The organism is Clostridium sp. YIM B02506 (assembly GCF_022324845.1).
GTDB lineage: Bacteria > Bacillota > Clostridia > Clostridiales > Clostridiaceae > Clostridium_T > Clostridium_T intestinale.
This window is the reverse complement of sequence record NZ_JAKGTG010000001.1, coordinates 309,827-334,986: the sequence shown is the minus strand read 5'-3', so window position 1 is coordinate 334,986 and position 25,160 is coordinate 309,827. Positions and strand designations below refer to the sequence as shown.

Genomic DNA, 25,160 nt, shown 5'->3' with positions numbered 1-25,160 from the left:
AAAAGGAATCTAATGAGACTAGGGAAGAAGTCTCTACAGGGCAGTAGTGCACATCTATTCGGTAGACACGCACTGCTTATCTGTAGAAGTTCGAAGAACTTCATCAAATTCCTTCTCTGCCTTAGCTTCAATCTAATCTTTTTTATATTGGTAAAAATGAATCTAACGAGACTAGGGGAGAAGTCTCTACAGGATAGAAGTGCAGCTTCAATCTAATCCTTTTTTATATGGGCAAAAAGGAATCTAATGAGACTTGCACCGCTAATCGGTAGAAGCTCTCCTCAGCTTCAATCTAATCATTTAAGTCTCTACAGGGTAGCGGTACAAGAATAGAAGAAAGTTCATTAGTGAATAAATACATAAACTTATGAAGAAAATAATTAGAGATAAAACATAGGAGGAAGATAGAGATGAAAAAAATATTTACTTTGATACTTACGTCAATGCTTTTAGTTGGATGTACAGCAAAAGATTCTGGTGCAGCTAAGAACGGAGAAAATGCTACACTTTTAGATAAGGTTAAAAAGGCAGGAGTTATAAAAATAGGTACTGAAGGTACTTATGCACCTTTTACGTACTATGATAGTTCGGGGACTTTAACTGGTTTTGATATAGACATAGCAAATGAAATAGCTAATAGGCTTGGTGTCAAAGCAGAGTATGTTGAAACAAAATGGGATGGAATGTTTGCTGGGTTAGATGCAGAAAGATTTGATGCTATAGCTAATCAAGTTGGAATAAAAGCAGAGAGGCAAGAAAAATATGACTTTTCAGATCCATATATAGTTTCAAAAGCAGTTCTTATAGTTAATAAAGATAATACAGATATTAAAACCTTTGATAATTTAAAAGGAAAAAAGTCAGCTCAAAGTTTAACTAGCAACTTAGCTGATATAGCAAGGAAGTACGGAGCTGAAATAGTTCAATCTGATGGATTTAATCAGTCTATAGATTTATTAACCTCAAAAAGAGTTGATGCTACAGTTAATGATAGCTTGTCATTTTATGATTTAAATAAACAAAAACCTGATTTAGGGGTAAAAATTGTGGCTGAATACGAAAATGCAGATAAGTGTGGAATAATGTTTAGAAAAAATAATAAGGAACTAGTTGATGCTGTTAATAAAGCGTTAGCAGATATGAAGAGTGATGGAACATATTTAAAAATATCAGAAAAATGGTTTGGTACAGATGTATCTAAATAGAAGGAAAAGCTTATGAATTTTGATGAAAGAATAGTAAGGATAGTTAAAGATTCCTTTTTTCCATTACTTGAGGCTGGGATTAAGTTTACAATACCTGTAGCTGTTATATCATTTGCACTAGGACTAATATTAGCTTTGTTTATAGCTTTAATGAGAATATCAGGAGCTTGGCTATTAGAGGGAATAGCAAAATTTTATGTTTGGATAATAAGAGGAACCCCTTTATTAGTACAGTTGTTTATAATTTTTTATGGATTACCTAAAATTGGAGTGATATTAGCACCACTTCCATCAGCTATTATTGGATTTACTATGAATATGGGAGCATATAATTCTGAGGTCATAAGAGCGGCAATAATATCTATAGCTAAAGGACAATGGGAAGCTGCCTATTCTATAGGAATGACTAAAAGGCAGGCCTTAGATAGAATAATTTTACCTCAAGCTGCAAGGGTATCAATACCTCCGTTATTTAATTCTTTTATAAGTTTGGTTAAGGATACATCTCTTGCAGCATCTATAACTTTGACCGAAATGTTTCAAGTAGCACAGAGAATAACAGCAGCCACTTATGAACCTCTTGTATTGTATTGCGAAGCTGCATTTATTTATCTGATGTTTTGTACAGTATTAACCTTTATTCAAGGATGGATAGAACTCAGATTAGATAAGTATGTAGCTAAATAATTGGAGGAATTATATGATTAAAATAAAAGGCTTAATAAAGAGGTTTGGGGATAGTTTAATATTAAAAAATGTAAGTTTAGATATTAATAAAGGTGAAACTGTTGTTATAATCGGTCCATCTGGATCTGGAAAAACAACTTTTTTAAGATGTATTAATTTACTTGAGATACCCAATGACGGAGAAATAAATTTAGGAGAAAACAAAATTATTTTCCACGACCCAAATAAGGTCAGTCAAAAAGAAATATTAGAACTTAGAAAAAATACAGGCATGGTGTTTCAAAGTTTTAATCTTTTCCCACATAAAACTGTAGAAGAGAATATTATAGAAGGACAGATTACTGTTCTTAAGAGAGGTAAGGGAGAAGCTATAAGTAAGTCAGATGAGTTACTTAGTAAAGTTGGGTTAAGTGATAAAAAAAGCAGCTACCCTCATGAATTATCAGGAGGGCAACAACAAAGAGTGGCAATAGCTAGAGCCATGGCCATGGATCCAGCGGTAATCTTATTTGATGAACCTACATCGGCGCTAGATCCAGAGCTCGAGGTTGAAGTTTTAAATGTAATGAAGGAGCTTGCAAAGGAAGGAATGACAATGATTGTAGTAACTCATAAAATGAGCTTTGCAAGAGATGTGGCTAATAAGGTTGTCTTTATGGATAATGGAATTATAGTTGAAGAAGGTACACCCAATTATATATTTAAAGAGTCAAAAAACGAACGATTAAGACAGTTCTTGAACATAATAAATGATTAGTATAATTGATATATTAATTAAAATATGCTTGAATATATAATGAATTAATAAGTGGTGAGAAAAATATTTTATGATTTATTAAAAATATATTGGCAATATTAATACTCATATGCTATACTAATAGTATTAACAAAGGCGTTTTCAGTAACATGAAAGCGCCTTATTTTTTATTATTAAATAAATATGTAGACAATGAAGTCAATTTCTTTATTTCAAGAAATTGGCTTTTTCTGTTTAAGTATAAATAAGGTGGTGTAAGATGAAAAAAATAATTATTAAACTAGATCATGTTGATAAATGTTTTGAAAAAAATCATATAGTTAAGGATTTATGTTTGGAAATTTATGAAGGTGAATTTTTAACAATGCTTGGACCCTCAGGATGTGGAAAAACTACTACCTTAAGAATGTTAGCAGGTTTTGAGGATTCAACTAATGGAATTATAAGTGTTGAGGGAGAGGATGTTCGTAATAAGGCTCCTTATGAGAGAAATTTAAACACAGTTTTTCAAAACTATGCGCTTTTTCCTCATATGAATATTTATGATAATGTTGCATTTGGGCTAAGTATGAAGAAGGTAAACAAGTCAGAAATTAAAGAAAGAGTTAAGGAAATGTTAGAGCTAGTTCAGCTTAAGGGGTTTGAGAAAAGGAAGCCAGATCAACTTTCAGGAGGACAAAAGCAAAGGGTAGCCATAGCTAGAGCTCTTATAAATAGACCAAAGGTATTATTATTAGATGAACCTCTAGGAGCCTTGGATCTGAAACTTAGAAAACAGATGCAAATTGAACTTAAAAGATTACAGAAAAAATTAGGAATTACATTTATATATGTTACTCATGATCAAGAAGAAGCTCTTACTATGAGCGATAGGATAGCTATTATGAATGGTGGAGTATTGGAGCAAGTGGGAACTCCAGATGAGATATATGAAAGACCAGTATCAAAATTTGTTGCTGATTTTATAGGAGAATCAAATATATTTTCTGGAACTATTAGAGCAAATAATGGAGATTATTTGAAAATAGATGTTGATGAAGGACAAGTGGTCTCTTATGCTAAAGGATTTATGGAGGAAGAGCAGGTATATGTATCAGTAAGACCTGAAAAAATCAATATGTCCATGCAGTCCATAGAGGGTTTTTCTATAGTAGGTATAGTTAAAGAGCATGTATATGTTGGATCTATGATTAAGAGTATTGTAGTTTTATCTTCGGGAGAAGAGATAAAAATAAATAGGTTAACAGGAGAGGATTTAATTCCAATAGGTAAAAAAGTATATATACATTGGAATGTTAAAGATGCTGTAGTTATGCACTCAAAGGACAATGAAGTGAATTTTATAGAGGAAGAGAGAGGATTAGAGTTTATAGAAAATAAAAGGACTATAAGTGTATAGGGGGGATAGAATGGAGACAGTTAATAAAAAGCTAGTTAATAATTTTAATAAGGCAATAATACCAATAATTACTATGGTGGGACCAGTTACTTTTTGGCTTTTATTATTTGTATTAATACCTCTTATATATGTTCTTGGAATTAGTTTTATGGAAAAGGGGGTATATGGTGGCGTTGAAGCTTCTTTTACCTTAGCTAACTACAAAGCACTATTTGATCCTTTATACCTGAATATATTTTTAAGATCCTTAATTATAGCAACAGCTACTACCTTTTTATGTTTAATAATAGGATATCCTTTCGCATATTTCATATCAAAAAGATCGCCAATGACAAGAGTAATATTATTAATGTTAGTTATAGTGCCCTTTTGGACTAATTCTTTAATTCGTACTTATGGGTGGATTATTATTCTTAGAACTGAGGGGTTATTAAATCAAGTACTCATGACGCTTCATATTATTAATGAACCTTTAAAGATAATGTATACCAATATTGCTGTAATGATTGGTATGGTATATACTCTATTTCCATTTATGGTATTACCTTTATATTCTTCAATTGAAAAACTAGATAAGTCGCTACTTGAAGCCGCAAATGACTTAGGAGCTAAACCTAAGAATTCATTTTTAAAGGTGACTCTTCCTTTAACTAAATCAGGGATTTTTGCAGGTTCTATATTAGTATTTATACCAACTTTAGGATATTTCTTTATTCCTGATTTATTAGGTGGAAGTAAAATAATGCTTATAGGGAATTTAATAAAAAATCAATTCTTAACAGCAAGGAATTGGCCTCTTGGAGCAGCGTTATCCATGGTATTAATAATATTAACAATAGTTCTTGTTGGAATATACTCAAAAACTGGAGGAGATATGGAGGATATAGGAAGGGGATTTTAGTATGAATAGAAGTAAAAAGTTATTTAATATATCAACGTTAGTATATGTATGTCTTGTTTATTTGTTTTTATATCTGCCTATTTTTGTGTTGGTATTATTCTCTTTTAATAGTTCAAAACTAAACATTAATTTTGAGGGATTTACTTTAAAGTGGTATGGGGAGTTGTTTTCAAATGGACCACTTCTTGAGGCCTTAAAGAATACAATGATAGTTGCTTTTTTTAGTACTTTAGTTTCTGGAATAATAGGAACAATAGCGGCTGTGGGAATGTACAGGTATAGTTTTAAGGGGAAAAGTGTAATAGATAGTTTATTATATGTACCAGTAGTTATTCCTGAAATAGTTTTGGGAATTTCGTTACTTTCATTTTTTTCACTTATAAAAATAGATTTAGGTTTATTTTCTTTAGTGCTTGCCCATGCAACCTTTAGCATACCTTTTGTGGTTATAACTGTAAGATCTAGACTCAGCGGGTTTGATAAATCAATAGAAGAAGCAGCTATGGATTTAGGAGCTAGTAGATTAAAAACTTTTTTAAAGGTCACCTTACCTGTTATATGGCCAGGGGTAATGTCTGGAGTATTATTAGCATTTACTTTATCTTTAGATGATGTAATAATAAGCTTTTTTACTACAGGGCCACAAAGTAATACCTTACCTTTAAAGATTTTCTCAATGGTTAAAACGGGAGTTACTCCTGATGTAAATGCACTTTCAACTTTGATGCTCTTAGCAACCTTTATGGTAGTTGGAGCGGCTCAATATATACAAATAAGAAAAGAAAAAAGTTTAAATTACAATAATGATTAAGAGGGGTGTAGAAATGAAATTAAAAAAGGTTTTAGGAATTTTACTAACAACTACCATTTTAGTTGGGGGGCTATACGGTTGTGGAAAGAAGTCTTCTGAAAGTAAAGGTGAGTTAAATGTTTTTAACTGGACAGAATATTTACCACAATCTGTTATTGATAAATTTCAAGAAGAGTATGGAATAAAGGTTAATTATAGTAACTACTCTTCAAATGAGGAATTACTAGCAAAAGTTCAAACGGCAAATGAAGGAACTTATGATATTGTGGTACCTAGTGACTATATGGTAGATATAATGATTAATAAAGGACTACTTGAAAAGATAGATACTGATAAGATTACAAACTTTAAAAATTTAGATGAGGCGTATTTAAATCAATATTTTGATAAAGGAAATGAATATTCTGTTCCTTATTTAGCAGGTGCGGCAGTTATTGCTGTAAATAAAGATAAGGTTAAGGATAATATAACATCATTTAAAGATCTTTTAAATTCTAAATATAAAGATTCTATAGTAGCTTTAGATGACCAAAGAGCTCTTATAGGTATTGCACTTAGAGCATTAGGATATTCAATGAATGAAGTTGATGATAAAAAACTTCAAGAAGCAAAAGAATATCTAACAAAGTTAAAACCTAATATAAGGAGTTTCGATAGTGATAGTCCTAAAACTTCAATGATAAGTGGAGAAACTTCTATAGGCTTTATGTGGAATGCTGAAGCTGCACTTGCTTACCAAGAAAATAAAAATATACAACCAGTTTTTCCAGAGGAAGGGACTTATTTGTTCTTAGACAACATGGCTATTCCAAAAGGTGCAAAAAATAAAGAGGCAGCAGAAAAGTTTATAGATTTTATCCTTAGACCAGAAATAACAGAAATGATAGCAGAAGAATATCCTTATAAAATTGTAAATAAGGCAGCTTATGATTTATTACCAGATGAGTATAAAAATAATAAGGCTTCAAATTTGCCTACAGAAGTATTCACAAAAGGAGAATATGTTAAGGATGTTGGAGAATCTACATCAAAGTTTGATGATCTTTGGAATTCATTTAAGCAATAGTTATAAAGGAGGGAAGCGCTATGGATGTTAAAAAGATGTATATAGATGGTGAATGGGTAACTTCATCCTCAGGAGAAATAAGAGAAATTATAAATCCGGCTACAGGTAAGGTTATAGAGACGGTTGCAGAAGGAACGGCTGAAGATGTTAAAAAAGCAGTAACAGCAGCAAAAAGAGCTTTCTATGAAGATGGATGGATGGAAACTACAGCTATAGAGAGAGCAAGTTATCTATATAAAATTGCAGATAAATTAGAAAGTATGGAAAAAGAATTTTCTGAGATAGATACTTTAGATAATGGAAAACCACTTAGAGAAACAGCGGGGGATGTACAAGATGGAGTAGCATGTTTAAGATATTATGCAGGTCTTGTTAATAAGCCAAGTGGACAAATTTATGAAGTTCCTGACCCAAATATGCAGTCAATGGTAGTTAGAGAACCTATAGGAGTATGTGGGCAGATAATTCCATGGAACTATCCACTTTTAATGGCTTTATGGAAGATTGCTCCTGCATTAGCGGCAGGAAATACAATTGTATTTAAGCCATCAGAAGTTACTCCACTTAGTGCTATTAAATTATTCGAAGTAATTGAATCTGTAGGGATTCCAAAAGGAGTTGCTAATCTAGTTATGGGAGCAGGAGCTATAGTTGGACATGAGATTGCAGCTAATATGGATATAGATAAGGTTGCTTTTACTGGTGGTACTAAAACAGGACGAAGTATAATGCAGGCAGCCACAGGAAATATAAAAAATATTTCATTAGAGCTTGGAGGTAAATCTCCAAACATTGTATTTGCGGATGCAGATTTTGAGACAGCTGTTGATTATGCATTGTTTGGTATATTTTGCAATCAAGGACAAGTTTGTTCAGCAGGTTCAAGATTAATTCTTGAAGATAAAATATATAATAAGTTCATAGAAAGACTTGTAGAGAGAGCTAAAAAAATCAAGGTTGGATTAGGATTTGATCCAGAAACTGAAATGGGACCTCTTGTAAGTAAAATACAAATGGATAAGGTTCTAAATTATATTGAAATAGGTAAAAAGGAGGGTGCAAAATTAGTTTGCGGTGGAAATAAGATTAACACTGAAGAATTGAAGGATGGATTTTTCGTTGAGCCTACTATATTTATAGATACAACTCCAGATATGACAATAGTTAAAGAAGAGATTTTTGGACCGGTTCTTGTGGTACAAAAGTTTACAGGAGAAGAAGAAGCGATAAAACTAGCAAATGATACAGTTTATGGACTTGCTGGTGCAGTATTTACTCAAGATGGAGCTAAAGCTATGAGAGTTATAAAAAAATTAAGAGCCGGAATTACTTGGGTGAATTCATATCATCCAACATTTAATGAAGCACCTTGGGGTGGATATAAACAAAGTGGAATAGGAAGAGAACTTGGAACTTTTGGTTTAGAGGAGTATACAGAAGTGAAACAAATTAATATTAATTTAAAACCTGAACCATTATATTGGTTTAAAGAATAATGAAAAGGAGTAGATATTTATGGAAAAGAAATTTGTGCTTGAGGATTTAGAAAGAATCCTAAGCTATGTAACTGGTGATGAACTGACGGCATACGATAAGAAGAAAATAGTAAAGGAAGCAGTTGATAATTATAATAATTATGTGAATCCTGGCTGGTTAAAGTATAGAAAATCAGTTTCTACAAATGCAGCTTTTGTTGAATGGACTGACAATGATTCATATTTTTATGATGTAAATGGAGAAGAGTTCATAGATTGTTTAGGTGGTTTTGGGATTTTTATGTGTGGTCATAGAAATGAAGAGATATTAGAGGTTGTTGAAGCTCAACTTAAGAAGCAAGCCCTTCATAGTCAAGAGCTTTTAGATCCATTAAGAGGGTACCTTGCTAAAGCTATGGCTGAGATTACTCCAGGAGATTTAAACTATTGTTTCTTTACAAATGGAGGAGCTGAAGCTGTAGAAATGGCTATAAAACTTGCAAGAATAGCTACTGGAGGTAGCTGGTATATTTCTGCCGTAAACGGATTTCATGGTAAGTCTATGGGAGCTATTTCTCTAGGGGGAAAGGATACCTATAGAACTCCATATCTTCCTATGATACAGCAAGTACAACACGTTGAATATGGAAATGCAGAGGATATAAGAAAAGCCATAAGAAATTTAACACATGTAGGTGAAAAAGTTGCAGCAGTTGTACTTGAGCCTATACAAGGGGAGGGAGGTATTATTATTCCACCAAAGGGATATCTAAAAGAGGTAAGAAAAATATGCGACGAGTATGATGTGTGTCTAATTTTAGATGAAATTCAAACTGGTATGGGAAGAACTGGCACCATGTTTCGTTGTGAAGCAGAGGGGGTTGTTCCAGATATTTTAACTTACGGAAAAGCTTTTGGTGGGGGAATTATGCCTATAACAGGAATTATTGCAAGACCACATTTATGGGTGAAGGAGCTTCAAGATAATCCTTGGATTTTAGGATCACCAACTTTTGGAGGTAATCCACTTGCTTGTTCTGCAGCGCTAGCTACTATAAAATATATGTTAAAACATGATATTCCTAAACAAGCTCATGAAAAAGGGGAATATTTGCTTAAGGGATTAAACAAGCTAAAAAGTAAATATCCTGAACTAATCCAAGAGGTTAGAGGGGTTGGATTAATGATAGGAGTAGAGTTTAATAAAACTGAAATGGGATTTTCAGTTGCAAAAGGACTTTTCTCGAGAAAAGTAATGACAGCTGGTACTCTAGTAAATTCTAAAACTATAAGATTTGAACCTGCAGCTACAACTTCATATGAAGATTTTGATAAGGTATTAAAAAGATTAGATGAGGCGTTAGCAGATACAAAAAAACTTTTTAATCATAGTGATTCTAAAATAGGTTAATAAATTATAAAGTGACAGTTGGCAATAAGAGATTAATTCTCTGAAATTTGTCTACTGTCACTTTTATTATAATTGATTTACAAATTCTTTATGAAGATGTTTTTCTAAGTTAAATCCTAAATCTCTTAATACTGAATCTAAAGCTTTAAGTGTCAAATAGAGTTTATCTTCATAACAGTTTTCACCCATATGTCCTATACGAAACACCTTATCTTGTAAAAAGTCAAATCCACCGGCTATCATTATATGATGTTCTTTAAGCATCTTATTAAATATGTCACTGTAGTTAAGCCCTATTGGAACTAATATAGTAGAAACTGTATTTGAGGTGTGTGTTTCTGGAAATAGTTCTAGCCCAGAATCTTTTAGAGTATTTCTAAGAGCGGTGGAATATTTTGAATGTCTAGAAATTACCCCGTCTTTATCTTCTAATATATTATCTAAAGCAACATCAAATGCATATAGATCACTTATAGGCTGAGTATAAGGAAACCATTTATCCTCGTACCAAGTATTCCAAACAGAAAGATTAGTATAAAATCCTCTTATAGGTTGAGTTCTATTATTTATAGCATCTAGAGCTTTAGAGCTTAAACTTAAAAATGTTAGTCCAACTGGAGCAGAAAGACACTTTTGAGAACCGCCTACTATAAAATCTATATTCCAGTCATCTACATAAACTTCTTCTCCACCTATACTAGATACGGCATCAACGACAGAAATTATATTATAACTATTAAGAAGTTTACATATGTCTTTTATTGGGTTAGTTATACCAGATGGTGTTTCACAATGAACTAATGTTGCTATTTTATAATCATGGTTTTCTTTAAGAAAGTTTTCTAATTGATTTATATCAATTCCTTTTCTTTTATTACCATGAAAATAGTCAACCCTGCCGCCATACATTTTTCCAAAGTCTCCAAAGCCTTCTCCATATATACCATTTTCAATACATAAAACCCTATCTCCATCTTCTATTAAAGAAGCACAAGCAGCCTCTAAACCTAATATTCCTTCTCCTGCTAAAACAAGAGTTTTATTTTTTGTATTTAATAGGAGTTGTAATTTTGAACATATATTTTTATAGAAGTCGAAAAACTCCAAATCTAAGTCAGGATTAGTTATTTCCTTTGCTAAGGCAAGTCGTACATTTTCTTTGATATAAGTAGGTCCAGGTGTCATTAATAAAGTATTCATAATAATAACCTCCTTACAGGTTAGTTAGAATATTTCTACGAGAAAAAGCTCCTTGTAGATAGTAAGCTAAAGGAAGTCCTATTACTGCACCAACAACACATTGCATAAAGTTACCCCATATAGATTGAATAGGTGCTATAAAATTGCCTAACATCGCAGCTTCTGTAAGATAGTAACCACCAACCATAATTATAGTTGCAATTATTATTCCTAAAGAATTGAATATTATTACTTTTGATTTAGATGAACCAGCTTTATGAGAAAGATATCCCATAATATATCCCATAGTGAATCTTATTATAAATGTAAATGGTGCCCATATAAAATATGAACTTGTTACATCAAATAAAGCCATGCCAAACGCCCCCGATATGGCACCAGCTTTTTTGCCAAAAACTATAGCAATAGTAAAAGCCATTACATTACCTAGATGAAATAGTCCTCCAGAAGTAGGACCAGGTATGTTTATAAATCTAGTAGCTACGTAAACTAAAGCTATAAACAGACCGTATAAAGCAAGGTTTTTTATTTTTGATTGATTTGTAGTAGTATTATTCATTAACACTAAGCCCCCTTGGTAATTTTTATTGAATATATCTTAACGCAAATATATAAAAAATTAAAATGTATGCATACAATTATAAATGCTTTTAGTATCACTAAATTTATAAGTTTAATAATATATAATATATCAATAAAAAATGGGAGAAAATTTATGAGTTATACTACAGATAGACAACCTCAGGGGAGAGCAAGGTCCACTGCTAATCTACTTAGAGAAGGTATGATAGCAGAATTAGTTGCTATAGATGATTATAGCTATTTCATTAGTTATACCGATAATAGAGAAGTAAAAGAAATACTTCATCATATAATGGAAGAAGAAAAAAGACACTATGGAATGTTTTTAGATGCTCTAAGGAAAGTAGATGATGAAGAAAGTGCTATGCAGGAGAAGGTAAAAAATGAAGTTAGGCTATCCAATAGAGGAAGAGAAAAGTTAGGGATAAAAAATAGACCAGCAAAAGATGATTTATTAAAATTTATAAGAGATGCCATTAAAGGAGAGTTGGAGGCAATAATACTTTATGATCACATGGTTAATGAAATTTGTGATGAGTATGTAAATAAGATTATAAATAGTATAACTAAAGAAGAAAAAGAACATGTTGAAGAACTTACTAAGGTTTTAGTACTTTTAGATAAGGATACTTATGGGCCAATAGGCTGGGATCTATAAATTAGGAAAAGTGATGCAAAATGTTGTGCATCACTTTTTGACTATAAAAGAAAATCAAGTGTTATAAATTAATAAAAACACTCTCACATATTATTTGAATAGTATATTATAAATAATAATTTGTAAGGGTGTTTATTTTGGCAAAAGGTTATATATTAGTTAGATTATTTAAGGTAAAGGATGCATTGCCTATAACAAAAGCTAAGCTTAAAATTGTAAATGCTGAAAATAAGGAAGTAGTTTATGAGAATGAGGATGCATTTGATATAAGTGGAAGAAGTAAGAATATAGAAGTTATAACTCCAGAAAAGTCTCTTTCCTTAAAACCTTATGAGGAGGGCATACTTCCTTATGGAGTATATAATATAGAGGTAGATTCAGAAAAAGATGGTAAGGTTATAGTAGAGGGAGTAAGTGTATTTGAAGAAAATACATCTATACAAAATATTGAAATAGTTGAGGAGAATAATAAGAATAATTTTAAGGGTTCACCAAAACAAATAGTTATTTCACCTCAAAAGCTTGTTATGAAGAATGGATTAGGCGAAAAACAAGGAATTTCAATTACACCATATGTTTTGGACGAAGTATATATACCTGAATTTATTATAGTTCATTTAGGAGCTCCAAGTGCAGCCGCAGAAAATGTTACAGTAGGATTTATTGACTACATAAAAAATGTTGCTTCAAGTGAAATTTATCCAACCTGGCCAGAAGAAGCTCTAAAAGCCAATATTTATTGTCAGATATCTTTTGCATTAAATAGAATTTATACAGAATGGTATAGAAATAAAGGGTATTCTTTTCAAATAACGAACTCTACTGCTTATGACCAATATTTTATAAAAGGTAGAAATATATTTGAGAACATAAGCAAGATTGTTGATGATATTTTTAGTAAATATATTATAACCATAGGAAACAAAACTCCATTTTTTGCTCAATATTGCAATGGAACTACTGTTACCTGTGATGGGTTATCTCAATGGGGGACTGTGGATTTAGCAAAAGCAGGAATGGAGGCATTTGGAATTATTAAATATTATTTTGGTGAGGATAAGGAGTTAGTTAGAGCTACTATAATTGAAGGTATACCAGAATCCTATCCAGGAACACCTTTAAGACTTAATGATATAAACGAAAATGTTAAAGTAATTCAAAAGCAATTAAATAGAATATCTAAAAATTTTCCTGCAATACCTAAAATACCTTTAGAGGATGGGAATTTTGGAAAAGACACTGAGGAAGCAGTTAAGACTTTTCAGAGAACTTTTAATTTGACACCAGATGGTATTGTAGGTAGAGCTACTTGGTATAGAATATCTAGTATTTATGTTGGGGTAAAAAGACTAGCTGAATTAGAGCAAGAACCAGAAGAAGAGATTAAAGAGCCAGAGGGAGATGGAAAGTACCCAGGATATTTATTAAAATATGGATCAAGGGGAGAGAAAGTAAGGGAGATGCAAAGCTATCTTGCTGAAATTGCTAAATATTATAATATACCAAGTATACTTCCAGATGGAATATTTGGTAATATAACCAAGCAAACTGTTATAGAATTTCAAAGGTTATTTGGATTGGACGCAGATGGAATAGTCGGAGTTGATACTTGGGATATGATTTATAACGTGTATAAAAAATTAGAGCGAAAAAATATTAGAGAAACCTATATATATTCTTCTGATTATCCGGGATATGTGCTAAAAGAATATTTAATTAATGATGATATAAAGTGGCTACAGACTTACTTAAATGCAATAGCTAAATTTTATAAAGAGGTTCCGACTATAGCTGTAGATGGTATATATAGAAAAAGGACTAGAAATGCTGTAAGTTCTTTTCAGAGACTCTTCGGATTGAGTCCTACTGGGGAAATAGGATATAACGATTGGAATAAATTAATATCTGTATATAAATCTTTAGGTGATGAAAAAGACAATAAGAGAATTGAAAATATATATGATTATCCAGGATTACCGATTATGATTGAAGATAAAGATGGATACGTGACTATTTTACAAAAGTATATAAACATTTTATCTAAGAATAATTATAGAGTACATCAAGTAAAGGTTACTGGATACTTCAACGAAGAAACTGAACTTGCAGTAAAGAAGCTTCAAAAAGAATTTGATTTACCTCCTACTGGTAAGGTAGATGAAGCCACATGGAATAAAATTTTATCAATATATAAAGCCTTATATACAGGAGATTTAGTTAAAAGAAAAAGACATTAGAAATCCTTAGAAGATAAATAAACAGTTATTGCAAGAGATTTAAATAACTGTTTATTTATTTTTTTCTATATTATGGAACAAAACAAGTTGACTACTGACAACTTATAAAATATAATTAAGTTGTGATTAAAATGAAAGGAGAACTGTTGATGATAAAAGTTTGTTTATTAGGGTTAGGTAGAACAGGAAAAGAAATAGCTAAAGTTTTATTGGAAGAAGAGGATATAGACCTAACTTTTGTGGTATGTAGTAAAGATAGTGAAAAGGCTAATAGGGATTTAGGAGAAGTATTAAATATAAGTAATACTGGGGTAAATGTCATAGCGTCCGATGATCTTGAAGGTTATATATTAAAATATAAACCTCAAGTAGCAATAGATTTCTCTAAAAGTGAAGCTGCTGTAGAAAATGCAAAAATATTATCTAAGATGAAAGTTAAAATAATTATTGGAACTACAGGTTTTAATGAATTGCAACACAAAAAGTTAGTTAATTTAGCTAGAGAAAATAAAACAGCCATAGTTCATGCACCAAACATAACAGTAGGAGTAAACGTATTAATGACACTTACTAACATAGCAGCAGGTATTCTCCAAGACTATGATTCTACAATTATAGAATCTCATTTTAAAGAAAAGAAGGAGGCTCCTACAAGCACAGCTAAAAAGATTGCAAATGAAATAGTAAAAGGACATGCTTATGAAGAAAATATTAATAACATTGATATTAATTCCATCCCTATATTATCAGTAAGAGCTGGTGGAATAGTGGGTAGACATAAGGTAATAATGGCTGGAGAACATGATAAGATTGAGATAACACATGAGTCTTTTTCTAGAAAGGCTTTTGCATTAGGGGCATTAAGAGCAGTAAGATTTATCGTTGATAAGATTGGTTATTATGAGATGGATGATGTTCTTAATCTAAAGGAAATAATGAATAAGTTCTCAGAAAGAAGTATATTAGTAAATCAAATGGAAAATTAATGAATATGATTTAGATAAAGAAGGTGTTGAAAAATAATTTTTAAAATTATTTTTCAACACCTTTTATATGGTTTTAGCTAAAAAATTCTAAAATGTAAGAGCATTCAAAAGTACTTCCTATTTCTAATTTTTCTACGCCTTCTCTGTCTTTAAATTCTCCAGCAAAACCTTCATAATCAGCATGACCATACCAAGGCTCGATACATACAAAAGGTGCACCTGTAGGTTTAGACCACAAACCTAGGTAAGGGAATCCACTAAAATCCATAGACATATATTTATTATGGTTTTTAGACTTTAAATAAATTTTGTTGGATTTTAAATTATTAAATACTAAAGCGTCATTTTTAAAAACTTCTTTTGATAAAGGAATCTTATTCTCATTATCTAGATAAGGAATATTTTTATTTGTATAAAGTCCTGTAATTGGAGAAAGTTCCATTATAGAAGTGGTTTCCTTTTCAGAGAACTCAAAATAATAGTCATCTATAGCTTTACCTTCTTCTATTGAACAAAGGAAAGCAGGGTGAGCGCCTACAGAAAAATAGATATCTTTATCATCTAAATTATCTACAGTGTAACTTACCTTTATAGAATTATTTATAAGGGTATATTTTACTTTTAGTGAAAACTTATAAGGATATATTTCTAAAGTTTTTTCGTTATATTTTAAAAGAAATTCTAAGGAATCTTGAGACTTATTTATTAATTCATAATTGCATACTCTACCGAATCCATGTTGAGGAAGCTCATAGGTATTTCCATTAACTCTATATTTATTTTCTGAAACCTTTCCCACTATTGGGAATAAAATTGGAGCATGGTATTTCCAATAATTTTCATCACCATTCCATAGAAATTCTGTTACATTATTTTTAGTTTTAATACTATGTAATTCAGCACCATAAGCATTAGCTTCAACTTTTAAAAATTCATTTTCTATCAACAAGTTCATAAATGTATTACCTCCTGCAAAATAACTAATTCACTACAATTATATCATTAATAAAAGAAATAGTAAGTTATTATAAATCTTTATGTAAGTATTTTGGTATAATAAGTAGTACTAGAGTGTAATTATAAATTATAGCAATTAAGTTAAGGAGACAATGGCATGAAAAAAGATTGTTTTATGGATAAGAATTGCCTTTGGAGTTTTATTAAAAAGTTAATAGTAAGAGTTAATGAGGATGAAATTTTTGCACTTTCTGCTCAATTAGCCTATTATTTACTACTTTCATTTTTTCCACTTCTAATGTTAATTATGATTATTGTAGGATTCAGTAATATAAGTACAACAGATACATTAAAATATTTAGAAGGGCTATTACCTATAAATACCTATTTGCTTATCGAATCTACTGTTATAGAGGTTTTAGATGGACAAAAAGGTCAGTTGCTTTGGTTTTCAGTAATATTATCTATATGGTCCTCCTCATCAGGATTTGCAGCTGTTATAAAAGGATTAAATAAAGCTTATGGAATAAAAGAAACAAGAGGATATATAAAGGGGACTTTAATTTCTATACTTTGTACAATCGGAGTAGTATTAATTATAATTTTAACATTATTTTTAGTTGTATTTGGAGGAGTTATTAGAGAGTTTTTAATTGCCAAACTCCCTTTTGATAATATTATAACCTTCGCTTGGGATATATTGAGATTTGCAATACTTATATTTGTTATGATATTTGTATTTGCCACATTATATCATTTTGCTCCTTGTAAAAGATTAAAGTGGCATGACGCATTACCAGGAGCGGTAACTACAACACTAGGATGGATTGTTGTGTCGTCTTTATTCTCATTTTATGTTAATAATTTCTCGAATTATTCTAGGTTTTATGGAAGTTTAGGCGCTGTGATTGTATTGATGACATGGCTTTATATAACTTCTGTTATACTTCTTTTAGGTGGAGAAATTAATGCGATTTTAATGGAGTAAATAGTTTTTAAATTTATAAAGATTATAAATTATATTTGAATAATATCCTGAATTATGGTTAGAATTTACAATAAAGTAATTCAGGAGGTTAAATTAATGAATAAAATAGTTTTAATGGGAAAAATAATCAAAGACCCTGAACTTAGAGTACTAGAAGAGACAGAAAAAGTATTTACTAAATTTATTATAGCTGTAGAAAGAAATTTTAAAGCATCAGATGGAACTAGAAAATCAGACTTAATCCCTGTAGTAATGTGGGGAAGAAAAGCAGAAGTAATTTGTGAGTATGGAAAAAAAGGAACTATGCTAACATTAAGCGGCCGCTTAAGAACAGGAAGTTATGAAGATAAAGAAGGAAACAAAAAATACATAGCAGAAGTTATCGCAGAAGATTTTAAGTTTTTGCAAAGAAGACAACAAGAAAAAGAAGCGGTTTTGGATGAAATCAAATAATTTCTGGGGGTTTATCCCCAGGAATTATTTGTTTAAGCTATATTTAAACTAAAGCTTCTTTTTAACTTCTTTATCCATAATAGTTTGAGCAAATCCAACACCAAACTCGAAGGCCTTTTTCAAGTCTTCAGGAGATGGTTTAAATAGTATTTTTAAGCCAGGAGTGTATATTTTCATTTTTAATTCCTTTAAACGAGCTTCCATTCTAGGAACTGCCTCACCACTCCAACCATATGAACCAAATGCTCCTGCAAATTTTCCACCGTGAATTACAGGATTGAGTTTAGCTAAAACATCTCTGATTGGCTCGAGTAATTCTCCAACTATTGTTGGCGAACCAAATAAAACACCTTCAGAATCAGAAATGTCTTTTACTATATCTTTTAAGTCATTATGAATAACATTATATAACTTAATATCAAATTTACCTACAGATTGAATTCCTTCAGATATTTTGTTAGCTAGTTGTTCTGTATATCCATAGGCTGAAACATAAGAAATTGTAATTTTTTTTATTTCTTTAGGAGCTGGAGGAGTACTCCACTCTTTATACAAAGATACTATTTTCCATGGATCTTCTCTTAAAACGGGACCATGACCAGGGCAGATAAGATCTATATCCAAATCTTTAATTTTATCTATTGCACTTAAGACATAAGATTTAAAAGGCCCCATTATACAATCAAAATAATATCTTAACGCTTCATTATATTGTTCTTGATCAGGAATTTTATCATTAAATACGTCCTCAAAACAATAGTGTGCTCCAAAGGAGTCGCAAGTAATTAGTGTTTTATCTTCTGGTACATAGGTATATATAGTGTCTGGCCAGTGTAAGAATGGAGCAGATATAAATTTAAGAGTCTTATTTCCTAAACTTATACTGTCGTTATCAGATACCACTATAGCATCTATATCTCTATTAGCTATTTTCTCCATAAACTTAATTGCAGGTGCAGAACCTACTACTTTTGCTTTAGGAGATAAATCTAATAATTTTGCTACAGAGCCTGCATGATCAGGTTCTGTATGATCTACAACTATATAATCTATCTTTGTAACATCAATATCTAGAGTTTTTAAGCGTGCTAAATATTGATCAAAAAACTGTTCCTTTACAGTTTCAAAAACTGCAACTTTTTCACTTCCTTTAACAACATATGAATTATAAGTTGTTCCATAAGGAGTATACATTATAATATCAAAAATCCTTAAATCTGGATCTAAAGCTCCAACCCAATGAATATCTTTTTTTATTTCTAAAGAGCGCATATTTTACACCTTCCTTATATATTATAACATTGTATTATTATATAATAATAATTATCCGTTAATCTTATTATATAATAATTGTTGATAAAAATAAATACTGTAGAATTAATTTACAAATTTATTAAATGGCAATATTTTGTTGATAAAATAGCTATTTTACAATATAATTATGAACTAACAATAAGTTGTTAAGTTTTAGAATAGGAGATATTAATTAATGAGTTCATTATTTTGGGTTTTATTATTGTCTGCAACACCACTAATAGAGCAAAGAGGAGCAATTCCATATGCTATCTATGCTGGAATGGAACCACTACAAGCATTTATAGTAGGTTATTTAGGAAGTCTAATACCAGCTCCTTTTATTTTGCTACTATTTAATGCTATTTATAAGTGGTTAAAAAAATATCCTAAATTTGAAAAGATAACAAATCTTATAGATAATAAAATAAGTAAAAATAAACATAATCTTGAAAAATATAAGGAAATTGGACTTATAACCTTTATAGCTATACCACTTCCTACTACAGGTGTGTGGACAGGAACAGCTATAGCGGCTTTTTTAGGATTGGATTTTAAAAAGTCAATGTTTTGTGCGGCAGTAGGAGCAGCAGGTTCAGCTATATTAATAACAGTTTTATGTATGATTTTCCCAGCTTTATTTTAAAAGAATACTTTATTAAAGAGGTTATCAATTTTGATGGCCTTTTTTATTTGGAATAAAAGGATAAATTGGCATAAATATTGCTTGTTATATTGGTATAAAAAGTTCAAATTATATGATAATGAACTATGCTAAATAAAAAAAACAGTATATAATAATATTTCATTAGAAATTTATTAACATAAAATTAATTATTATTATTGAGAGGTGGTGATAGTAGATCAGTCGAAATATAAGCTAGATTCAGTAACGGGGTGATATAGATATGGAAAAACTAGTAGAAATTATTAAACAAGAAGATAAAAAGAATCCTTATACAGATCAAGAATTAGCTAAAATATTATCTTTACCTAGATTAAAGATTATCAGTGAAAGAAACAAACTAAATATTCCAGACTCTAGAGATAGAAGAAAAAAAATGTTGTTAGAGGACTTAAAAGATATTCTAACTAAAAATCCAAACATGTCAGAGAGGAAGATAACTGATCTGATGATAGAAAGAGGATACAATATCTCTAGAAATATTGTGGCTAGAAATATGAAAGATTTATTAGAGGATACTGAATCAAAAAATGATGACAATAAAGATATTGAAAAATCTTCTAATACATTTAAAGAATATATAAAAAGAGAAGAAAAAACAGAGGAAGATGAATCAGGGTTTAAAAAATTAATAGGTTATAGAGGAAGTCTTAAAAATAAGATTGATTTAGCAAAAGCTGCTATACTTTACCCACCAAATGGATTACATACATTAATATACGGGGGAACAGGAGTAGGTAAAAGTGAATTAGCAGAATGCATGTATGAATTTGCTGTAGCTAACAATGTTAAATCTAAAGACGCTCCATTTATCATATTTAACTGTGCAGATTATGCTGAAAACCCAAATCTTTTAATATCTCAATTATTTGGTGTGGTAAAAGGTGCATATACCGGAGCCAATTCAGATAGAGAAGGATTAGTGGAAAAGGCTAATGGAGGAGTACTATTTCTAGATGAAATCCATAGACTGCCTCCAGAGGGACAAGAAATTCTATTCTATTTAATAGATAAAGGTAAGTATAGAAAACTAGGAGAGACAAATACTGAAAGAAATGTAAATGTTTTAATACTTGCGGCTACAACAGAAAATCCAGAATCTAACTTGCTATTAACCTTTAGGCGAAGAATTCCAATGTTAATAGAATTGCCTAAGCTAACAGATAGACCACTATCAGAAAAGCTTGAAATTATAACAATGTTTTTAGTTAGAGAAGCCAATAGAGTTAATAGAAATCTTTTAGTAACTAGAGATGTACTTATGTGTTTAATGTTATATAACTGTCAAGGGAATATCGGACAGCTTAAGAGTGATATACAAGTAATATGTGCAAAAGGATATGTTAAATACATGTCTAAAAACATTAACGAAGTAATTATTGATATGGAAGACTTAAGTAACATTATTAAAAGTGAGTTCTTAAAAGGAAATAAAATAAACAAAACTATAATGAGCTTAGTTACTGACGATCTATATATTGATATTAAAAATATGAAAAGTCATAAAAGTGAAATTACTAAGTACGTAAATGAGAATGAGATATATCAATATATAGAAAATGAGTTCCAGAATCTTGAGAGTCAAGGAATGAAGTCAGAAGAAATTGATGAAATTCTTTTGCAAAAAGTTGAAGGTAAGTTAGGAAGGATAATTGATAATAAAAATATAACAAAGGTGCTTAATATAAATGAATTAAAGACTATAGTAAGACCTGAAGTTATAAACATAACCGAAAAAATACTAGATATTGTAAGGGATAAATATAAGTTTATAAATAACAGCTTTTTTATAGCACTTGCAATACACATTAACTTTACTATAGAGAGAGTACTTACTGGGAAGAGTATAACAAAATCAAATATAGATGTTACTAAAAAGGTGCTTCCACAAGAATTCCAAGTTGCAGAAAAAATTAGGAAGACTATAGAAAAAGCTACTAATCTACCAATACCAAATGACGAAGCAGGATATATAGCACTATATATTAATAAATTTTGTTCAGATGAATTAATACTAGAACCTAAAGTAAGAGTTATTATAATAACTCATGGACATGTAGCAGAAGGGATGGCAGATGTAGTAAATCAACTATTAGGAGTTGATGATACTATAGGAATAGAAATCGCTCTAGATGAATCCCCAGAAAGTGCCTTAGAGAGAACTATAAAAGTTGTTAAACAAATAGATGAAGGTAAAGGTTGTCTTTTACTTGTAGATATGGGGTCCCTAGGTGGATTTGCTAGTGCTATTGAAGAAAGGACTGGAATAAGAGCTAAAACAATAGGAAGAGTTGATACACTACTAGCTTTGGAAGCAGTTAGAAAAGCTTCAATAGAGGGAGATAGTCTTGATAATATAATGGAAGAATTAAAGGAGTCAAGATTATATCAGGGTACATTTAAGTCAGAGATATCTAGTAGAGCAAATGTAGATGAAAAGAAAAAAGCTTTAGTAACAATATGCTTAACTGGAGAAGGTAATGCCCTAAGTATAAAGAAATATCTTGAAAATCACTTAAAAAGAGATAATAAAGATATAGAAATATTCCCTATGGGCTTTATAAATAAAGAAGATATAGAGGAGGAGATAGAGTTACTTTCAGAGGAATATAATGTGGTAGCAGTTTGTGGAACAATAAATCCTAAGATAAGCAATGTTCCATTTGTATCCTATGAAAGTATATTAAATGGTAAAGGAATAAGCAGAATATCTAAATTTATGGATATATACACACAAGAAGAAGTTGTAAATGAAGAAAGATTAATAGATTTGATACAAGACGACTTGTTGTTTTTAGATATGGATGAATTATCTAAAGAGAGCATTATAGACAAAATGGCAGAAGCTTTAGAAGCTAAGGGATATGTTAATAGCAAATTTATATTAAGTCTATATAAAAGAGAAGCCATGGGTAGTGGAATATTTAATAATACAATAGCAATTCCTCACGGATTGCCAGAAAACGTGATAAAACCGGCAATTGCCATAGCAAAACTAAATAATCCAGTTCAGTGGGAAGGTGAAGTTATGGTAGATTTAGTAGTGATGTTGGCATTAAAAGAAAATAATAGACAAGAAATTAAAAAATTATTTTCCATGATTAGGGAAGAGGATCTTACTGAAAAGCTGAAAACAGCTCAATCTGTAAAAGATATCAAGAAAATGTTTTCATAAAATCAAAATATTCCACAATGTTGGCATGTCCCTTGCTAATATAAATAGTATCTAGCTCAGGAAGGAGAAGTGGGGATGGAGATAAATAATTATATTAAGAAAGAATTGATAAAAGTAAATCTACCTTGCAAAAATAGAAATGAATTATTTCAAATGATGCATGACGAAGCATTTAAACATGGCTATGTGGAACGCGACTTCTTAGAAGGTTTGTTGTCGAGAGAAGATGTATTCCCTACAGGAATAAAATTGGAAAACTATAGTGTAGCCATTCCTCATACAGAGGCAGAATATATAAAGGAACAATTTATAGCTATAATAGTGCCTGAAAAACCAATAACATTTAAGTTGATGGATGACGAAACTCAAGAAGAGGAAGTTAATTTAATTTTTATGTTAGGTTTAAATAAACCTCATAGTCAATTAGAGGTTTTAAAAGAACTAATGGGTTTAATCCAAGAAGAAGAAGTTGTTAAAAAGATAATTTCATCAAAAGATGTAAACGAAATTAAGAGCATACTAGAAGCAAGTTAACATTGATTAAAAAATAAAAGAATTATTAGGAGGAATTTATTATGGGAAAACGTATTTTAGTAGCATGTGGAGCGGGAATAGCAACATCAACAGTGGTTTGTGACAGAGTAGAGAGATTGGTTAAAGAAAATGGAATAGATGCAGAAGTAATTCAATGTAAAATTGCAGAGGTTGCATCTAAGCAAGAAGGGGCAGACTTAATAGTATCAACAACTATTTTACCAACAACTTATAGTATACCAGCTTTAAAAGCAACAGCTTATATAACTGGAATTGGTACAGAAAAGTTAGATGAAAAGATATTAAGTTATCTTAAGTAAAAAGATTTACACTGTCTTTTTATTCTAAAGATAGAGAGGCAGTTAAATAATATTTAATTTATATTTGAGGAGGAATTTATAATGGACAAACTTATGGAAATCGTTCAGTACGTTTTAGGTATCGGACCTACAGCAATCTTACCAATAGCAATTTTAATTATCGGTCTAATATTTGGTACAGGTTTTAAGAAGGCATTTAACTCAGGAATAATCATAGGTATAGGCTTTGTAGGTATAAGCTTAGTTGCAAACTTACTTACAAGCACATTAGGACCAGTTGCTCAACAAATGGTTGAGAGATTTGGTTTAAACTTAACTGTAATTGACGCTGGTTGGCCAGCAGCAGCAGCAGCAGCTTGGGCATCACCAATTGCAGCTATAATGATTCCAATATGTTTAGCTGTAAACTTAATAATGATATTCACTAAGACAACAAAGACATTAGACATAGATATATGGAATTACTGGCACTTTATAGCAGCTGGAGCAACTGGATATATAGTTACAGGTAGCTGGTGGTTTGCAATACTTTGTGCAGTTTTATACGAAATCGTTGTATTAATTGTTGCAGATAAAACAGCTCCAATGGTATCAGAATTCTATGAACTTGATGGTATATCTCTTCCTACTGGGTCTACAGCAGCATTTGCTCCATTAGGATACTTAATAGGTAAAGTAGTAGACAAAATCCCTGGAATAAATAGTATAAAAGCTGATGCTGAAACTATTCAAAAGAGATTTGGTATATTCGGTCAACCTATGATGATGGGATTAATACTTGGATGTATACTTGGTATTTTAGCAGGTTTAGATGTTGGTTCAATATTCAAAACTGGTATATCTATGGGTGGTGTTATGCTTCTAATGCCGAGAATGGTTAAGATATTAATGGAAGGTCTAATTCCAATATCAGAAGCAGTTAAAACTATGCTTCAAAAGAAATATGCAGGTAGAGAACTATATATCGGTATAGATGCAGCTGTTTCAGTTGGTCATCCATCAGTAATGGCAACTGCTTTAATATTAGTTCCAATAACAATATTCTTAGCTGTTATATTACCAGGAAACAAAGTATTACCTTTCGGTGACTTAGCAACATTACCATTCTACATGGCATTCATAGTTGGATTCAGAAAAGGAAATATTGTTCACTCAGTAATTACAGGAACTATACTTATAGCACTATCATTATTCATGGCAACAAACTTTGCAGATGTTCATACAGCAATGATGGCAAATGCAGACTTCAATATGCCAAATGGAATGACTCAAATATCAAGTTTAGATATGGGTGGTAACTTATTTAACTGGTTAATATTAAAATTTGCAGAGCTTGCTAAAGCTTTTTTCTAAAGCTTTAACTATATAAATAATATGTGT

The 25,160-nt window shown here is 30.8% G+C and carries 23 protein-coding genes; 19 read left to right on the top strand and 4 right to left on the bottom strand.

The genetic code is table 11. The features are described from left to right. Window positions 1-410 precede the first annotated feature (410 nt). The 9 genes from L1S49_RS01495 to L1S49_RS01455 all read left to right on the top strand — a co-directional run bounded on the left by L1S49_RS01495 (window position 411) and on the right by L1S49_RS01455 (window position 9,712). Window positions 411-1,205: an amino acid ABC transporter substrate-binding protein gene (locus L1S49_RS01495; protein ID WP_238902248.1), complete on the top strand. Its 795-nt coding sequence runs from the start codon at window positions 411-413 to the stop codon at window positions 1,203-1,205. Window positions 1,206-1,217: 12 nt separating this feature from the next. Continuing rightward, window positions 1,218-1,892, top strand: coding sequence for an amino acid ABC transporter permease (locus tag L1S49_RS01490; protein WP_238902247.1), 675 nt, complete (start codon window positions 1,218-1,220; stop codon window positions 1,890-1,892). A gap of 13 nt (window positions 1,893-1,905) precedes the next feature. Then, complete coding sequence (locus L1S49_RS01485) at window positions 1,906-2,649, top strand: amino acid ABC transporter ATP-binding protein (RefSeq protein WP_238902246.1); 744 nt, start codon at window positions 1,906-1,908, stop codon at window positions 2,647-2,649. Window positions 2,650-2,908: 259 nt separating this feature from the next. After that, on the top strand, window positions 2,909-4,048 hold the full coding sequence (locus L1S49_RS01480; protein WP_238902245.1) for an ABC transporter ATP-binding protein: 1,140 nt from the start codon (window positions 2,909-2,911) through the stop codon (window positions 4,046-4,048). A 10-nt stretch (window positions 4,049-4,058) separates the two neighbouring features. After that, complete coding sequence (locus tag L1S49_RS01475; RefSeq protein ID WP_275299491.1) at window positions 4,059-4,949, top strand: ABC transporter permease; 891 nt, start codon at window positions 4,059-4,061, stop codon at window positions 4,947-4,949. A 1-nt stretch (window position 4,950) separates the two neighbouring features. Further along, window positions 4,951-5,760, top strand: coding sequence for an ABC transporter permease (locus tag L1S49_RS01470; RefSeq protein ID WP_238902244.1), 810 nt, complete (start codon window positions 4,951-4,953; stop codon window positions 5,758-5,760). A gap of 13 nt (window positions 5,761-5,773) precedes the next feature. Further along, the gene (locus L1S49_RS01465; RefSeq protein WP_238902243.1) at window positions 5,774-6,826 is read left to right on the top strand and encodes a spermidine/putrescine ABC transporter substrate-binding protein; all 1,053 of its coding nucleotides are present in this window, start codon (window positions 5,774-5,776) and stop codon (window positions 6,824-6,826) included. Window positions 6,827-6,846: 20 nt separating this feature from the next. After that, complete coding sequence (locus L1S49_RS01460; RefSeq protein ID WP_238902242.1) at window positions 6,847-8,322, top strand: aldehyde dehydrogenase family protein; 1,476 nt, start codon at window positions 6,847-6,849, stop codon at window positions 8,320-8,322. Between the two features lie 19 nt (window positions 8,323-8,341). Continuing rightward, window positions 8,342-9,712, top strand: a complete 1,371-nt coding sequence (locus L1S49_RS01455; protein ID WP_238902241.1) for a putrescine aminotransferase — start codon at window positions 8,342-8,344, stop codon at window positions 9,710-9,712. Window positions 9,713-9,778: 66 nt separating this feature from the next. Here L1S49_RS01455 and L1S49_RS01450 read toward each other — a convergent pair whose 3' ends face one another. Continuing rightward, window positions 9,779-10,912 (bottom strand): alanine--glyoxylate aminotransferase family protein, encoded by a 1,134-nt coding sequence (locus tag L1S49_RS01450; protein WP_238902240.1) that lies wholly within the window; start codon window positions 10,910-10,912, stop codon window positions 9,779-9,781. A 13-nt stretch (window positions 10,913-10,925) separates the two neighbouring features. Then, a complete protein-coding gene (locus L1S49_RS01445; protein ID WP_073019150.1) occupies window positions 10,926-11,471 on the bottom strand; it encodes an ECF transporter S component in 546 nt (181 codons plus the stop codon). Window positions 11,472-11,627: 156 nt separating this feature from the next. On the opposite strand from L1S49_RS01445, the gene L1S49_RS01440 reads away from it, so the two are divergent. The 3 genes from L1S49_RS01440 (at window position 11,628) to dapB (ending at window position 15,375) form a co-directional block, all read left to right on the top strand. Further along, entirely contained in the window at window positions 11,628-12,152 is a 525-nt protein-coding gene (locus L1S49_RS01440) for a ferritin family protein (RefSeq protein WP_238902239.1), read from the top strand. A gap of 137 nt (window positions 12,153-12,289) precedes the next feature. Next, window positions 12,290-14,389: a peptidoglycan-binding protein gene (locus L1S49_RS01435; RefSeq protein ID WP_238902238.1), complete on the top strand. Its 2,100-nt coding sequence runs from the start codon at window positions 12,290-12,292 to the stop codon at window positions 14,387-14,389. A gap of 149 nt (window positions 14,390-14,538) precedes the next feature. Next, window positions 14,539-15,375 carry a 4-hydroxy-tetrahydrodipicolinate reductase gene (dapB, locus tag L1S49_RS01430; RefSeq protein WP_238902237.1) on the top strand — a complete coding sequence of 279 codons (837 nt, stop codon included), beginning with the start codon at window positions 14,539-14,541 and terminating at the stop codon, window positions 15,373-15,375. A 73-nt stretch (window positions 15,376-15,448) separates the two neighbouring features. On the opposite strand, the gene L1S49_RS01425 is transcribed toward dapB, so the two are convergent. Next, window positions 15,449-16,330 (bottom strand): aldose 1-epimerase family protein, encoded by an 882-nt coding sequence (locus L1S49_RS01425; RefSeq protein WP_238902236.1) that lies wholly within the window; start codon window positions 16,328-16,330, stop codon window positions 15,449-15,451. Window positions 16,331-16,489: 159 nt separating this feature from the next. On the opposite strand from L1S49_RS01425, the gene L1S49_RS01420 reads away from it, so the two are divergent. Further along, window positions 16,490-17,320 (top strand): YihY/virulence factor BrkB family protein, encoded by an 831-nt coding sequence (locus L1S49_RS01420; protein WP_238902235.1) that lies wholly within the window; start codon window positions 16,490-16,492, stop codon window positions 17,318-17,320. Between the two features lie 96 nt (window positions 17,321-17,416). After that, a complete protein-coding gene (gene ssb, locus L1S49_RS01415) occupies window positions 17,417-17,773 on the top strand; it encodes a single-stranded DNA-binding protein (protein ID WP_021803560.1) in 357 nt (118 codons plus the stop codon). Between the two features lie 48 nt (window positions 17,774-17,821). On the opposite strand, the gene L1S49_RS01410 is transcribed toward ssb, so the two are convergent. Then, a complete protein-coding gene (locus L1S49_RS01410; RefSeq protein WP_238902234.1) occupies window positions 17,822-19,045 on the bottom strand; it encodes an FprA family A-type flavoprotein in 1,224 nt (407 codons plus the stop codon). Window positions 19,046-19,262: 217 nt separating this feature from the next. Between L1S49_RS01410 and L1S49_RS01405 the strand changes: the two genes are divergently transcribed. The 5 genes from L1S49_RS01405 (at window position 19,263) to L1S49_RS01385 (ending at window position 25,133) form a co-directional block, all read left to right on the top strand. Continuing rightward, window positions 19,263-19,712, top strand: a complete 450-nt coding sequence (locus tag L1S49_RS01405; RefSeq protein ID WP_021803558.1) for a small multi-drug export protein — start codon at window positions 19,263-19,265, stop codon at window positions 19,710-19,712. Between the two features lie 262 nt (window positions 19,713-19,974). Further along, on the top strand, window positions 19,975-22,926 hold the full coding sequence (locus L1S49_RS01400; protein ID WP_238902233.1) for a sigma 54-interacting transcriptional regulator: 2,952 nt from the start codon (window positions 19,975-19,977) through the stop codon (window positions 22,924-22,926). 75 nt (window positions 22,927-23,001) lie between these two features. Beyond that, window positions 23,002-23,460, top strand: coding sequence for a PTS sugar transporter subunit IIA (locus L1S49_RS01395; RefSeq protein ID WP_021803556.1), 459 nt, complete (start codon window positions 23,002-23,004; stop codon window positions 23,458-23,460). 41 nt (window positions 23,461-23,501) lie between these two features. Then, window positions 23,502-23,780 carry a PTS sugar transporter subunit IIB gene (locus L1S49_RS01390; RefSeq protein ID WP_021803555.1) on the top strand — a complete coding sequence of 93 codons (279 nt, stop codon included), beginning with the start codon at window positions 23,502-23,504 and terminating at the stop codon, window positions 23,778-23,780. Between the two features lie 81 nt (window positions 23,781-23,861). Further along, window positions 23,862-25,133 carry a PTS transporter subunit IIC gene (locus tag L1S49_RS01385; protein ID WP_238902232.1) on the top strand — a complete coding sequence of 424 codons (1,272 nt, stop codon included), beginning with the start codon at window positions 23,862-23,864 and terminating at the stop codon, window positions 25,131-25,133. Window positions 25,134-25,160: the final 27 nt, after the last annotated feature.

What these genes read in the sequence shown, in the direction of transcription:
- L1S49_RS01440 (WP_238902239.1), top strand. Translation starts at nt 11,628, where the DNA reads ATGAGTTATACTACAGATAGACAACCTCAGGGGAGAGCAAGGTCCACT.
- L1S49_RS01395 (WP_021803556.1), top strand. Translation starts at nt 23,002, where the DNA reads ATGGAGATAAATAATTATATTAAGAAAGAATTGATAAAAGTAAATCTA.
- L1S49_RS01425 (WP_238902236.1), bottom strand. Translation starts at nt 16,330, where the DNA reads ATGAACTTGTTGATAGAAAATGAATTTTTAAAAGTTGAAGCTAATGCT.
- ssb (WP_021803560.1), top strand. Translation starts at nt 17,417, where the DNA reads ATGAATAAAATAGTTTTAATGGGAAAAATAATCAAAGACCCTGAACTT.
- L1S49_RS01485 (WP_238902246.1), top strand. Translation starts at nt 1,906, where the DNA reads ATGATTAAAATAAAAGGCTTAATAAAGAGGTTTGGGGATAGTTTAATA.
- L1S49_RS01405 (WP_021803558.1), top strand. Translation starts at nt 19,263, where the DNA reads ATGAGTTCATTATTTTGGGTTTTATTATTGTCTGCAACACCACTAATA.
- L1S49_RS01385 (WP_238902232.1), top strand. Translation starts at nt 23,862, where the DNA reads ATGGACAAACTTATGGAAATCGTTCAGTACGTTTTAGGTATCGGACCT.
- dapB (WP_238902237.1), top strand. Translation starts at nt 14,539, where the DNA reads ATGATAAAAGTTTGTTTATTAGGGTTAGGTAGAACAGGAAAAGAAATA.
- L1S49_RS01475 (WP_275299491.1), top strand. Translation starts at nt 4,059, where the DNA reads ATGGAGACAGTTAATAAAAAGCTAGTTAATAATTTTAATAAGGCAATA.
- L1S49_RS01390 (WP_021803555.1), top strand. Translation starts at nt 23,502, where the DNA reads ATGGGAAAACGTATTTTAGTAGCATGTGGAGCGGGAATAGCAACATCA.
- L1S49_RS01465 (WP_238902243.1), top strand. Translation starts at nt 5,774, where the DNA reads ATGAAATTAAAAAAGGTTTTAGGAATTTTACTAACAACTACCATTTTA.
- L1S49_RS01410 (WP_238902234.1), bottom strand. Translation starts at nt 19,045, where the DNA reads ATGCGCTCTTTAGAAATAAAAAAAGATATTCATTGGGTTGGAGCTTTA.
- L1S49_RS01490 (WP_238902247.1), top strand. Translation starts at nt 1,218, where the DNA reads ATGAATTTTGATGAAAGAATAGTAAGGATAGTTAAAGATTCCTTTTTT.
- L1S49_RS01460 (WP_238902242.1), top strand. Translation starts at nt 6,847, where the DNA reads ATGGATGTTAAAAAGATGTATATAGATGGTGAATGGGTAACTTCATCC.
- L1S49_RS01495 (WP_238902248.1), top strand. Translation starts at nt 411, where the DNA reads ATGAAAAAAATATTTACTTTGATACTTACGTCAATGCTTTTAGTTGGA.
- L1S49_RS01445 (WP_073019150.1), bottom strand. Translation starts at nt 11,471, where the DNA reads ATGAATAATACTACTACAAATCAATCAAAAATAAAAAACCTTGCTTTA.
- L1S49_RS01455 (WP_238902241.1), top strand. Translation starts at nt 8,342, where the DNA reads ATGGAAAAGAAATTTGTGCTTGAGGATTTAGAAAGAATCCTAAGCTAT.
- L1S49_RS01480 (WP_238902245.1), top strand. Translation starts at nt 2,909, where the DNA reads ATGAAAAAAATAATTATTAAACTAGATCATGTTGATAAATGTTTTGAA.
- L1S49_RS01470 (WP_238902244.1), top strand. Translation starts at nt 4,951, where the DNA reads ATGAATAGAAGTAAAAAGTTATTTAATATATCAACGTTAGTATATGTA.
- L1S49_RS01400 (WP_238902233.1), top strand. Translation starts at nt 19,975, where the DNA reads ATGGAAAAACTAGTAGAAATTATTAAACAAGAAGATAAAAAGAATCCT.
- L1S49_RS01420 (WP_238902235.1), top strand. Translation starts at nt 16,490, where the DNA reads ATGAAAAAAGATTGTTTTATGGATAAGAATTGCCTTTGGAGTTTTATT.
- L1S49_RS01450 (WP_238902240.1), bottom strand. Translation starts at nt 10,912, where the DNA reads ATGAATACTTTATTAATGACACCTGGACCTACTTATATCAAAGAAAAT.